Annotated in this window: 12 protein-coding genes; all 12 read right to left on the bottom strand. The window is 37.8% G+C overall.

Annotated elements, in window-relative coordinates:
- Positions 1–34: 34 nt before the first annotated feature.
- The 12 genes from ymfI to AC3B6D_RS02685 all read right to left on the bottom strand — a co-directional run bounded on the left by ymfI (position 35) and on the right by AC3B6D_RS02685 (position 13,817).
- The gene (gene ymfI / locus AC3B6D_RS02740) at positions 35–760 is read right to left on the bottom strand and encodes an elongation factor P 5-aminopentanone reductase (protein ID WP_489757351.1); all 726 of its coding nucleotides are present in this window, start codon (positions 758–760) and stop codon (positions 35–37) included.
- Positions 761–2,026: an EF-P 5-aminopentanol modification-associated protein YfmH gene (gene yfmH / locus AC3B6D_RS02735; RefSeq protein ID WP_489774843.1), complete on the bottom strand. Its 1,266-nt coding sequence runs from the start codon at positions 2,024–2,026 to the stop codon at positions 761–763.
- The gene (locus AC3B6D_RS02730; protein ID WP_489774842.1) at positions 2,023–3,285 is read right to left on the bottom strand and encodes a M16 family metallopeptidase; all 1,263 of its coding nucleotides are present in this window, start codon (positions 3,283–3,285) and stop codon (positions 2,023–2,025) included. The genes yfmH and AC3B6D_RS02730 overlap by 4 nt, the downstream gene beginning before the upstream one ends.
- The gene (locus AC3B6D_RS02725; RefSeq protein ID WP_489774841.1) at positions 3,278–5,551 is read right to left on the bottom strand and encodes a DNA translocase FtsK; all 2,274 of its coding nucleotides are present in this window, start codon (positions 5,549–5,551) and stop codon (positions 3,278–3,280) included. Before AC3B6D_RS02725 ends, AC3B6D_RS02730 begins: the two co-directional genes overlap by 8 nt.
- Before the next feature lie 211 nt (positions 5,552–5,762).
- A complete protein-coding gene (locus tag AC3B6D_RS02720) occupies positions 5,763–7,178 on the bottom strand; it encodes an oligosaccharide flippase family protein (RefSeq protein WP_489774840.1) in 1,416 nt (471 codons plus the stop codon).
- 20 nt (positions 7,179–7,198) lie between these two features.
- Positions 7,199–8,197 (bottom strand): Stealth CR1 domain-containing protein, encoded by a 999-nt coding sequence (locus AC3B6D_RS02715; RefSeq protein ID WP_489769105.1) that lies wholly within the window; start codon positions 8,195–8,197, stop codon positions 7,199–7,201.
- On the bottom strand, positions 8,197–9,306 hold the full coding sequence (locus AC3B6D_RS02710) for a hypothetical protein (protein WP_489774839.1): 1,110 nt from the start codon (positions 9,304–9,306) through the stop codon (positions 8,197–8,199). Before AC3B6D_RS02710 ends, AC3B6D_RS02715 begins: the two co-directional genes overlap by 1 nt.
- A 75-nt stretch (positions 9,307–9,381) precedes the next feature.
- The gene (locus AC3B6D_RS02705) at positions 9,382–10,425 is read right to left on the bottom strand and encodes a glycosyltransferase (RefSeq protein ID WP_489774838.1); all 1,044 of its coding nucleotides are present in this window, start codon (positions 10,423–10,425) and stop codon (positions 9,382–9,384) included.
- 10 nt (positions 10,426–10,435) lie between these two features.
- Entirely contained in the window at positions 10,436–11,488 is a 1,053-nt protein-coding gene (locus AC3B6D_RS02700) for a glycosyltransferase (RefSeq protein ID WP_489757343.1), read from the bottom strand.
- Position 11,489: 1 nt separating this feature from the next.
- Positions 11,490–12,188, bottom strand: a complete 699-nt coding sequence (locus AC3B6D_RS02695; RefSeq protein ID WP_489757342.1) for a sugar transferase — start codon at positions 12,186–12,188, stop codon at positions 11,490–11,492.
- A gap of 31 nt (positions 12,189–12,219) precedes the next feature.
- A complete protein-coding gene (locus AC3B6D_RS02690) occupies positions 12,220–13,065 on the bottom strand; it encodes an LCP family glycopolymer transferase (protein WP_489757341.1) in 846 nt (281 codons plus the stop codon).
- Positions 13,066–13,112: 47 nt separating this feature from the next.
- On the bottom strand, positions 13,113–13,817 hold the full coding sequence (locus tag AC3B6D_RS02685) for a CpsD/CapB family tyrosine-protein kinase (protein WP_489757340.1): 705 nt from the start codon (positions 13,815–13,817) through the stop codon (positions 13,113–13,115).
- Positions 13,818–13,819 lie beyond the last annotated feature (2 nt).

Raw genomic sequence — 13,819 nt, 5'->3', positions numbered from 1 at the left:
TCAACCACCATTATATTGAAATTTAAATAACTAATTAATTTAACCAACCACCAGTTACGTACAAAGTTTGACCTGTCAAGTATTGGGCTTTAGGATCCAAAATCGTTCTAATCCAATAACTTAAATCTTGTGGAGTCGCCATTCTTCCTAGCGGAATCTGTTCCACTAGTTGCTGTTTAGCCGGTGGAGTTAGCATTTGATTCATAGTAGTATCCACTGCCCCAGGAGCCAAAACATTGACTGTGATGCCTAAACTAGCCACTTCTTTTGCATAAGCTTTCGCAAAAGCGGTCAAAGCACCTTTAGTGGTACTATACATCACTTCCATTGCACTACCTTGAGCGCCATATACTGAACCTAATAAAACAATTCTGCCACAATGACTGACCGCCAACTTATCTTGCAATTGTTGGATCAAGTGCAATGGAAAAACCACATTAACACGCAAAATTTCCTGCATTTGTGTCAAACTCAACTGATCAAATAACTGATAATTAGTAATTCCTTGTGCCGCAATCAGGGCATCTAAACTAAAGATATTATCAACTATTTGGGCAGTATTTTCAAGCTTCTTGAAATCGGATTTTAAAACCAAAAAATCTTGTTGGGGATATTGCTGCTGTAATTGTTGTTGATCCTGTTGTAATTGCGCAATATGTTCGTTACCTTGAAGATACAATGACCAGCCTGCTTGTGCTAAATCAGCAGCAATAGCTTGGCCCATTCCTCCACTTGCTCCTAAAATTAACGCCCACTTCATTTAATTCATCTCCGGCTGTAAATAAGTAATGGTCATATTATCTGCTTGAAAAATTGTGGTCGCTAAAGTTTGCAACTTTTCCAAAGAAACCTGATTAATTAATGATGGCATTTGTTCATAACTCAAATCATAAAAAGCCAACTCTGCTGATTCTGTAGCCAAATTTTCCATATAGTCACTCGCAAACAAATAGCTCCCAATACTATCAGCTTTAACCATCTCTAAAGCTGCCGCTGTTAATTCTGCCATAAACTTCTGCTTGAGTAAATACGTGCGTAAAACTTCTCCTAAATGATGGGGCTGGTCAGTTTCTGCACTAATCAAAATAAAGGCATATTGCCGTTCTACAATGACACTATAACCAAAGCTATCATCAATCAAGTGCTGTTCTAATAAAGATTGTCTGAATGAGGAGGTTTCGCCTAAAATCAATTCGAATAACAATTCCAATTGATTTTGTAAAACAATCATCTCGGATAAACTAGCTTGGATCATAATTCGTAAACCAATCATCATATGCGGCCGCTGCGCTTTAAAGACAATCTCTTGTGCACTTTTGACAGGATAGTCCACTGGCCGATACCGCAAAATAGGTTGCTTAGTTCGGTGCGCAAACTGTTGGATAGCCTGATTATGAGCAATAATTTCGGCCAACTGAAATTCTAACTTTTGTTGATCAATAGCACCAGCTAAATAAATCTGAAAATTACTAGGCACATAATATTGTTGGTAAATCGCTAATAAATTAGCGGCGGTGATTTCTTGAATTGAGCTTAAAGTACCCGCAATATCTTGTGTAATGGGATCATGGGGAAACAAGTTATTTAAAGTAGCTTGTTCCAAGACCCAATCCGGGTTATCGGCATACATCTGAATTTCCTGGGCAATAATCTTTTGTTCTTTTAAAACATTCGCTGCCGTAAAATACGGTCGACTGATCAAATCTAGCAATACTCCCAGATTATTGGCTACTTGTCCTACAGTTTGAAATAAATAAGCTGTTTTGGTATAACTCGTAAAAGCATTGGAATTAGCACCAAATTTAGCAAAAGCTTCGGCACTATCAAAATTAGGTTTGGCAAATAACTTATGTTCAAGAAAATGAGCAGAACCCGGGATAATATTTGATTGATTAGTTATCGTCGAATCTAAGGAACCAAAATCAACCATGGCTAAAGCATAAGTTTGATGAAAATCAGGTTTAATGATTGCTTTAATTGGTAAATTGGCGGAATTATGAATTGTAGTAATTTCTAAAGAACTCATTTATTATCACCTATTAATTGATATTGGGCACTTAACTGTAACTGTGCCGCTAAAGCTTGAACCTCAGCTAATTGCACCGCTTGAATTTGGTGAGCATAGTCACTATCAGGCCAAATAAAGTGGGAGTTAAGCGCCTTTAACAGTAACCGCTCACTTTGGTGAGCAATATTATCAGAATCAATCAGTCGTTGATTAACTAACGCTAATTTTGCATGCTGTAACAACTGCTCATGATCTTGTTCGGCCAATTGCGTGATTTGTTGTTGAATTAGCTCTTGAGCAGTTGCAATTTGCGCGGCTGAAACGCCCGCTTGAATTGTTACCAATCCTTCAAAAGCATTCACTGTACTATAAATTGAGTAAGCTAAGCCCTTTTGCTCCCGGACATTAATGAACAATAACGATTGGTCATCACCACCCAACATCATATTGAAGACTTGCCAAACAGCCGCTGCGTGCTTTGTAGAACTATGGTAAGCCATCACTAATTGACTCTGCTGAATGGGTTCATGTTGTTGGATACAGACAGGATGTTTTGGTAAAGTTAATAACTGCTGCGCCTTCAAGTTAATTGATTGTGCGCGGGCCGTTAAAAAATCCAGTTGCTGTAAAAAGGTAGTAGTTGCCTGATCGTGCGGATCACCCACCAGCGTCATAATTAATCGATCTTGTTTTATTAAGTCATGATATTGTTGACTAACTTGCTCATTAGTCAATTGGTGTAACTGTGTCGAAGACCCAAATGCTGGCACTTGATAATCGGCACTGGCTAATATTTGCTTTAACCCTAAGCTAGCTTTCAACGCATAATCATCTTGCAGTGATTGATAAAAATTAGCTAAATTAGTTTGCTCAAGCTGAAACGCGGATTCCATAAAAAGTTGCTGGTTCGCTTGCAAATTAGGAGCCGCAATTAATTCTGACAATAATTTCAATCCTGGTTGTATTAAACTAGTTGTCTGAAAAGCTGCTGGGGCTGTCACAGCTAACGATAATATATTTAAATTTCGTAAAATACTCGTTTTTCCTGTAATCTCTGCCCCATATAATAAAGATAACTGCCGGGCCAACTGTGCTTGTGTCGTATATCGTTTACTAGAGCGTTGTAATAAGTTGACCAACAATTTACGTTGAGTAGTTTGTGCTTTTTTTTGCGGCGTAACAAAATTAAATTCCCAACGAAACACTTGAAATTTATCAGTCGGTAACCACCACAACTCCACCCCCGGGCGTAATTGTATAATTTTAGGTTCATTCATCTTTTCTAATATCCTCAATTTCTGGGCGATCAATCAATACTTTACGTGACTTAGATCCTTGGGCGGGTCCCACAATTCCACGTTCTTCCATCGCATCAACTAAGCGGGCGGCGCGATTATAACCAATTTGAAACCGCCGTTGTAACATTGATACACTCGCTTTTTGTTCCCGAGCAACTAATTCGACCGCTTCTTGCCAATACTCATCATCAACTTGCTGACTATTAGTCGCTTCTGCTTGGTCACTTGGTAATAGCTGTTCATCATATGCTGCGGCCTGCTGCTGCTTAACAAAATCAACGACGCGTTCCACTTCTTCTGTCGAAATGTATGCTCCTTGAATTCGGCTAGGCTTATTTTGCCCAATGGGTTCAAATAACATATCTCCCCGTCCTAGCAATTTTTCCGCGCCAGGTGAATCTAAAATTGTGCGTGAATCAATATTGCTAGAAACAGCAAAAGCCATTCGGGAAGGAATGTTGGCCTTAATTAAACCGGTAATCACATCAACTGATGGTCTTTGTGTTGCTAAAATCAGGTGCATTCCAGCTGCGCGCGCTTTTTGGGCTAGCCGCACAATTGAATTTTCTACATCACGGCCAGCAACCATCATCAAATCGGACAATTCATCAACTACAATAATAATATAAGGTAATTTTTCCTTGACGGGTTTAGTTTTATCTTGATTATTTTGTTCAACAGCTTGATTATACTCCTCAATCTTGCGATAACCGGTTTGTTCAAATAATTGGTACCGGCGTTCCATTTCTTGGACCGCTTTTTGAAGAGCACTATTAGCTTTTTTAGCATCGGTCACTACCGGGATTAATAAATGCGGAATGCCATTATACATACTTAACTCAACCATTTTGGGATCAATTAGAATCATTTTCACTACCTGCGGACTAGCTTGCATTAATAGCCCCGTAATAATCGTATTAATCGCCACTGATTTACCACTACCGGTGGAACCCGCAATTAGTAAATGCGGTAATTGCGCCAAATCACACATTGCAATTTGTCCATAGACATCTTTGCCCAAAGGAACAGCCAAAACCTGTTGCGCATGCTCTGGTTGATTTTCAATAATTTCGCGAAAGGAAACCATAGAAGGCGTTTGGTTCGGGACCTCAATGCCAATATAAGGCTTGCCAGGAATAGGGGCTTCAATGCGCAAGTCTTTGGCGGCCAAGGCCAGAGCTAAATCGTCCGCTAAATTAACAATACGACTGACTTTAACACCAACTGCCGGCTGAATTTCGTACTTCGTAACTGTGGGCCCCAGCGTAGCTTTTTTAACTTCCACTTCAACTCCAAAACTAGCTAAGGTTTCTTTTAATTTTTTCCGATTTTGATCAATTAATGCATACTCCTGCGATTGATCTGCTGGCGGAACTTGTTTGAGCAACGAAAGATCTGGCAATTGATAATCTTCATTGGATACGCTACTAGTGACTGGTTGTAAATTGGGGGTTACCGGTTTTAAAGTTGGGGGCGTTTCAATTTTAAAATCATCATCCCCTTGAGTTGCTGGCTCAGTTTTAGGAACAGCTGGCTGATTGTGATCTGAACTTTCAGTTGCAGAACGTTGCGGTTTTAATTTTCGATTCGTTAAATGTGGCTCATGAACTGGTTGTTCTTGATAAGCTGTTTTTAAATAATTACCTAACCATTGACAACCACTAATCATTTTTTGAAACACCATTACTACTTGTTTAATCTGCACATTCAAAATCATTAGTATCCCACAGATTAGTAATAAACCACATAATAAATAAGTTCCGGGCATCGAAAATAATTCTTGGAACAGTGTCAGTAACCAAGCACCCAGCATTCCACCACCAACATTTGAAGCCACTTGATTAATAGCTATATCTCCCGCTAACATGCGCCACGTGATATGAACTAAATCATGACTTAATTGTAATTGCTTAAACAAAGCCGCATGCATTAACGTTAACAAACTGCTAGTAACAAAGATGATTCCCCATAATTGTTTACCAGCTAAGCGCGGTATCCGCCCCAAAACAAACATACTAAGTCCAATGATAGTTACTACAACCGCTAACACTTGAAATCCGTTACCAACTAAAATGCGGTATAAATTAGCACAAAAGCGCCCAACTAGACCTAATTTAAAATCCGCCAAAATTGAAAGCAATACTAGTGCTAAGCCCACCAAATTGATAACATAATCCGCTTCTTTTACTTGTGCATGTTTTTTACGCTTCTTCTTACTAGTTTGTACCGCTTTTTTACGAACCATTTTCTTCTCCCATTAACATTACTTGACTAATCGTTGAACAAGCACAGTCATTAAAATAATGTTTTTTAACCAGTCTCTAGAATTTAAATGATCTCTCGTTACTTACTACTGGTTTGTATTATCCACTATTTTTAGTGTCTCAATAATATAGTATTAAAAAAGCCGACCAAGTACCAGCCCGCTTACCTTTTTTTACCAATCTTTATCAAAATTAATGTTGCTTGAGTAAATTTAACACAACTGTTTTAACTTGCGGATGTAGAATCCACAACAAACTAAAATAGATTACTACGCCTAAAACCACTTCTAATAATAGCGTAACAATGTTAAAGCTTAACCACAAGTTCAGTGGATAAACCACTAAGAACATGATACTACCAGCTAAAAAGGCTTTCCAGCAATCTCCAAACAATTCTTTCCAAGAAACTACTTTTCTGAGAGCAAATAATTCATAAAGTAAGATACTACTTTCCACTATTACCATGGCAAAGGTGGCACCTATTTGTCCAAAAAATTTGGCTAATGGTGGATTCAACAATAAACTCACCAGCGCTCCTACCAAAATTGCTTTCGTATAAGTTGCTGTTTGATTAGTGGGAATTAAATATTGATTACCCAACACATTTTCCCAGGCAATAATGACAATCACCACTGCTTCTAGCATCGTTAATACACTCACAACTTGATAATGATGACCTAGAAAAAACGGAATAAATTTGGGTGCAATGGCAGCCAAACCAAACATAATTGGCACAGCCAAATAACTAATTCCGTTAAATAACAAACATAGATAACGTTTGACTTTAGTCAAATTGCCTTGAGCAAACATTTGCGCCATTCGTGGTAACATGACGGTTCCTACCGCCGTGACCACCGCTAATGCTAAGCGGACAATTCGATCAGCGTAGTCAAACATCCCTGCAGCAGTAACTGAAACTAACCAACCCAGAATAGTTTTGTTAAACGAAGTATATAAGGATACTGAAATTTGGGGTATAAAAAACAGTAAGGCTTGACGGAAATGCTTAGAAAAATGCAATGGCCATTGCGGCCAAACCACATAGTTTTTGAGATAAGTAAACATAGATAAATTACCTAACAATTGGGCTACAGAAGTAATAAGAATATAGATGACTGTATCTGCTTTCGACTTAACCAAAATAAAAATTAAAACCAAGGAAATGAGTTTGACCACAAAGTTACGCATCACCGTCACTTTAAAATTTTCTAAGCCCATAAAAAACCACGAAATATCAAATGCCGTGGCAATAATTAAAACAGATTGTGCCATGTAAGCCATGACATATTGCTTCTGTCCTATTAATAAGAGCGCAAATAACCCCAGGGTTACAAACATCATAATAAGTCGTAAACTAAATAATTCCCAAAAAATTTGTGATAATGTGCGTCGATCTTGGCGATGATAAGCCACCTCTCGGTTGCCGTAAACTGATATTCCTAACGAAGCCAGTAATACAAAATATTGCGTATTGGAAGCCGTAAAGGCCACAATACCAGAATTTTTTGCTCCCAAAATGCGGGCAATATATGGCATCGTGACTAACGGAATTAGTAATACAAAAATTTGGTAAACTGCGTTATATAAATAGTTCTTAATTAACTGCACTACTAAAATCTCCCATTGTTTTAATTTTTTTCAAACGATGATTTATGGGGTAATCTTTGCTCCAAAATTCCCGCCAAATTATTCTGCACATCCAGTAATTGTGTCGTTGTCATTGGAACATCATTCACACAAATAGTTTTACAATGCCGATCAGTTAAAGCTGTTTGAATAGCAGGCAAGTCAGTTAATGGTAAATATTTACCAAAACGATAGCTGCGCGGTTGAAATTGTCCCGTGCACAGCTGCCAGTAACGAACCAACCAAATGGTCAGATCACCATTTGAGCGCAAGCGGTGTTTGTTAGTTTGTAAAAATTGTTGAGGAAATTGTTCTGCCAAAGCTTGTAACACACTTTTTTTGAGTGATAGTGGAATATGAAAGTCCATAAAACCACTAAACTTGGTATAAGGCAACAAAAACAAAGTCCGTAAATTATAGGGGCCGTTACGCCAATTAAAAAATTTTGACCAATAGTTTTTTACCACTGCTTTTTGGGTAAATTGCGAGTTAATCAACTTGACATCATTAGCCATCGAGCTTTCAATTCCATCAATCTCTGGGCAAATGGGGGATAAAGCGGCGGTATCTTTAGGTAAATCATGCACAAAAAAATCTGTAGGTTGCACTGGTCGGGTTAACAACGTATCGTCATTAAATAAAATAAAATTTTCGGACAATTCAGCTATTTGGTATAGATTCATTTCAATCACATTGGAATTAAAAGTCGGAAGAAATTCCGTTGGAATAAAGTCGCGATGATCAACGACTTGTAACTTTGCATGATGCTCAACTAGCCACTGTGGCACTTGTTGATCCGTTATTAAAAAAATTTTGTGAATCCATGGCGCAAAATCAGCTAAAGAACGCAAGACATACTTTAAGGTATCAAAATCTCGGTACCGTGCTGCTCCATTTAAAAACTGATCTGCTTGGGGTTGATAATGATTTTTTTTAGCTAACCACTTAGGATCATTGTCATTAACCCAAGTAATTACAGCATCAATATTTGCCTCGGACATCATTTACTCTCCTTTTGGGCCGAATCGTTCATAAACCAAATTAATAAACCAATATTGTACTGAAAATAATTTAAACGCGATTCCATTAAACTAACGAGACAAACAACGACGACTAAGGCAAATAGTTGAAAATTATGTCGTTGAATTAAGCGTTTGATGACAGCGCTGAGATAGCCTAGAAAAATAATAATGGAAATCAGACCCGTCCGCATTAAAATGGAAAAATAAGAATTATCGATGACGTTGCGGTTTAAATCTTGATAAAAACCACTTCCAGTGGGGATAAATTGTCCCCAAATAGTCACCGGATAATAATTCCAAACGTTATTCATGTAAGCTAAACGATTGGATAATAATTCATTCAAACGCCAATAAAAATTACTGCCCGAAAAGTTAGTAATCAAACCAACTGAAATCCCAGTCAAAACCCAAGGTAACACCATCCACATTAAGGTCCATGTTTTAGATAGACCGGCCGATTGCTGCCAATTAAAATACAAATTAAACAGCAATAACACCACTAATCCTAATTCGGTGGAGCGTGAATCAACCATAACCATATTCCATATAAAAACTGCAAGAATGGTGAAATTAACCAGGTAAGGATGCTTGCGCCCGTAAAGAAACGCTAAATCACCCATCAAAGCCAGCAACATTTGTCCCGTCGTATTCGGATGATCAAATCCTAACGAAGAACGTAAGCCACTACCATTACGATTCAATAAGAGATTGGGAATGAGGTGCATAATTGACAAAAGTATAACTAAACTGACCGCCACAAGCCGCATTAACCAATCTTTTTTAACAAAAGCTCTAACGGGCACATTTTGTGCACTAAAAATAAAGACAATTAACACAATAAAGACGGTTGTATGTGACGTCACGGAAACCATGATCGCCATGATCATGCTCCCCACCAAAACTAAAAATTCAGTTAAAGAATAAGTGCGCCAAAGTAAAAAGGGACCAAACCCCAGCATGGAAACAATCAAAAAAGGAAATTGCAGTGTCGTGGTTAGCCCTAAATTACTCGTCATTAATACAATATAACCAAATAAGTAAATACCGTACATATTCAGCCAAATTTTAGACCTCAATTCCCATTGCACTAATTATAATCTCCTTTGAGTTACTTACAGTTTCCATTACACTCACATTACCTAGCTGTTGACTGCAGCAAAACTTTATTGATAAATCTGACTAAACTGCTGTTGAAACCGATCCAAACGGTTAATTTGCTGAGCTTTTTGCTGGGCCGCTACAGCTTTAGAATGATACAAAGTTGGCGATTGTAAGAGTTGCATAATGGCCGTTACAAATTCTGTCTTTGTCTGCACTAAAGCTCCACAAGTGGAATCAACAATTTCAACAAGCCCCCCAACCGGTGGAGCAATCACTGGTTTGGCCAGTAACAAACTTTCCAACGCCACTAAACCGAAACCTTCATAATCAGAAGTGATGACTAATAACTTAGTAGCATTAAGATATACATACTGCTCTTTTTGAAAGCCCAATAAAGTAATATTATTTTGCAATCCTTCTTGCCTAATCATTTTTTGTAATTGCGTCATTAAAGGCCCTGAGCCTAACATTGCTGCTTGTAAATCAGGCTTTCTTTTAACTAGTTCTGCCATAACGGCGACAAATTTCAAAGGTTGCTTAGCCGCCACTAATCGTCCAACAAATAAGCAATCCCACTGCTTCTTCAGTGTTTGAGAGGACTGTAATTGTTGCTTAATGCTTTGTGGATTAATCACATTTTCAATAGCTGTAAATTTATCAGCAATCAGTTTCTTGAATAAAAATTCATCTAAAACAGCTTTTGACACTCCAATCACTCGGTCGTAACTCAAGCTACTGACTGCATATAATAATGACCGCCACGTCAAATGTGTCATTTGGGGATCATTACTATGCAATTGGGAAATAATTTGAATTTGGCTTTGATGACAATAATGAGCATTAGCTGCTAAACACAAACTGGCGACCACATCATGACCTTGAACAATATCTGGCTGATATTGTTCAATCACTTGTCGGACAATCCTAGGAGTTAATTGCTGAACAATAATATGTTGAACATGAGCTGCACTTAAATAGTCATCAATTACTCCTGATGGTGAAACATAAGCTTGCTGATAGCCAGGAACTAAGGTGCAAATATTTAAAACCGTACTTTCCAAGCCACTAAAAATATTTGTACGCACAAAATGTAGAATCTTTTTCACAATAGTTTCCTCATGAATTATATAATTGGTAATATTTTTTAACCATCCGTCGTACATCATAATTCTGCAGCACGCTTTTTTTGGCAGCTCTACTATATAAATCAGGTTGCTTTAATAACTCGTTTAATGCCGCCACAGCTTGCGGTAAATCGGCAACCACCAAGCCTGTTTGCTGATCCTGAATCACTGCTTGATTACTAGCAATGTTACTGACTATGCAGCTATTCTGGCAATACATCGCTTCTAATAATGCCAATGATAATCCTTCCCATTTAGACAATAAAATGAAAATTGACGTTTGTTTGAGAATAGCCAATACTTGCTCGTGCGCTAACCAACCTAAAACTTGAATATTTGGCGCCGTTAATTGTGACTTCAAGGGTCCATCACCCAACCACAAAAACTGTTGTTGCGGAAACTTTTGCGCCAACTGATTAAAAAACTTCGGATTTTTTTGTTCACTAATGCGCCCTACCGTTACAATCGCATGCTGATATGGCAAATCAGTTGGCTGAATTGGATCAATTGCTTGGACGTCAATACCATTATTGATACATTGTACATTTTTAGTAACTTTTTGAGCTTGCTGGTACTCACTGAAACTCACCGTGACTGTTTGCACACGTTTGCGGTATCCTAATAATTTTTCAGCCCAAAAATATAAATTTAATTGGGGCTTTGACTGCGGTGCGTTTAAAAAACTATAACCATGTGGTGTGTAAAAAATTTTGGTTTGTGCATTAAATGGTAACAAGCGACCTAAAAAGCCCGCCTTAGAAGAATTCAAATGTACAATATCGGGCTGTAAAGTTTTAAGTAGTTGATACAAGTGACAATATGCGCGACTATCGGCTATCAAATTTAAACTGCGTTGAAAGTCTTTAATTTCAATTAATTTGATCTGACTTGAAAACAGATCAGCCACATTCTCGGGTGTTTGCGCGCGGCGACCATACAGAATGATAATTTCAAAATCTCCAATTAATCCTTGCGTTAACTCCCGTAAAAAAGTTAACACCCCGCCACCAAAGGATTCCACAATATAAACTAATCGTCGTTTCAACTTAATAAGCTCCTACGTGTTTAATGACACTGATAATACTTTTCCAAAAAATCCAAAAATCAAAGCTAAAAGAGGCATTTTTAACATAATATAACTCCAAGGAGCAGCGTCTGGGATAAGGAATATTACTGCGACCACAAGCCTGCCAATATCCTACAATCCCGGGGCGCATCGACAGTAATTGTTTAATCCTTTGGGGCGTTCGATAATTCCGCAATTCTGATGGAACTAACGGTCGCGGACCAATCAAACTCATTTCACCTTTTAAAATATTCCAAAATTGTGGTAGTTCATCTAACGACCACTTACGCAAGAAAATTCCCACTTTAGTCACGCGTGGATCTTGCTCAATCGGAATTTTATAGTCATTAGCAACATATAATTGATTTAATTGCGGATCATTTTTTAATAATACATCGGCACCAACAACCATTGTTCTTAATTTATAAATCGTAAATAATTGGCCATTTTTACCCACACGCTGTTGCCGATAAAAAATGGACTGGTAGTCACCATGCATTACATAAATTAATTTGATAATTAGCGCCGCTATTACCAGGACTAGTAGACCAATAATTGCAAATATAATATCGCATAATCGTTTACTAATTAGATAGAATTTAATATTTAATCCTTTGTCAGAAGTATTCCATGTTTTTGTAGTCAGTTTAAATTGTGGCTTAACTTTACGTTCCTCCACTATTTTCTTATTCCCCTTTCATCAGGTTATACTATTTTAATTGTTGTTTTAATGCTTGTTGCACCTGTAATTTGACCGTCTTAGAACTAGTAGGCAGTAATTGATACTTTTTGACGTGTTGCGTAACACCACGATAATGCAGTGTCAAATGTTGAAAGTCGGCAAATGTCAAATTAGTTTGGACATTATCTTCCAAACTATTGAGCAGGTCTGAATAACTAGTTAAAGTTTGGGGCTGATAAATTTTCCGAATCAAAGCTTGAACAACTTGATCTTGACGTTGTTGACGGACAGTGGCACCAACGGCCACATAACGGATTACTTTTTGACCATCAAAAGGCGTTTTTTGTGGAGCCGATTGCCCCGTTAAGGATAAGTAATTCATTTGAATGCCCCCAACGTTATCTACCAAGCGACCTAAGCCCGGTAAATTTAAAGCAAAGTAATAATCTACTGGAATTTTTAGGTAATTTTGAACTAAATTAATGACCAAGTTAATATCTTTTTGATTGTAGGCTTGTCCTAACAAAACTTTTTGCTTTTGCGAAGAAACAGCAATTTTTTCACTTAAACTAGTCAAGGTCACGGTTTTAGTTTGCGGATTCAAAGTTGCTACAGTTAGCGAAGGCAGAGAACTGTGGCTCACCTTGCGCGAATTATTAATTCCCAATAGCAAAATAGAAATTGGTCGCTGTTGTTTGATGGTTGACTGAGTCGTATGTCGTAAATTGTGCGCAGCTTTAGGATGATAAATATTTTTACTAGCAGAATAAACATCATAATATAATTGTGCGGCGTAAGTGACACTACCAACAACCACTAAACTAATCACTATGACAATAAAACTTTTCAACCAATGTTTGACTTGTTTACCCATTATTTTACCTTCCAATCAATTTAACAATTGTGAAGCTATTGTAGATTTTAACCGTAGTAATACCCAGATTGTGCTTGCATAGCATAGTCATTACAAATTACGCCAAAGATTGTGGAATGGACTAAATTCAAGGTTTCTTGCGCTTGCATCAATGATTTTTTAGTAGTCATTCCCGGACGAACCACTAACAACGAGCCTGTAACTTGCCGCGACAAGATTTGTGCATCTGTTACCGCCAAAACAGGTGGAGCATCAAAAATTACCAAATCAAACTTAGTTTCCATTTGCTGCACGAGATGCTGCAAATTATTGGAATTAAGCAATTCTGCTGGATTAGGTGGCCGAAAACCACTAGTAATTAATGATAAGTTGGGAATTTTAGTTTCTTGAATACAGTCAGTTAGGCTAACTTGATCAACTAACAAATTGCTGAGTCCACTTTGATTATTGACGTTAAAAGTCCGATGCACCGTTGAACGGCGCATATCTGCGTCCACTAATAAAACGCGTTGTGCTGCTTGCGCAAAGACCACTGCTAAATTAGCAGCCACTGTGGACTTACCTTCACCTAAACTTGGAGAAGTTAACATCATGGAATATAAAGGGTGATCTTTAGTCGCAACAAATTGTAAATTAGTTCGAATCGTACGAAATTGTTCCGTGATTGGCGATTGCGGTTTAAAAAAGCTAATCAAACTCACTCCATTTAATTGCTCTCGATCATGAGTATGTGATCTGTACTTCTTAAACATCA

The organism is Bombilactobacillus sp. ESL1097 (genome assembly GCF_058107205.1).
This window is presented reverse-complemented; position numbering and strand designations above follow the sequence as displayed.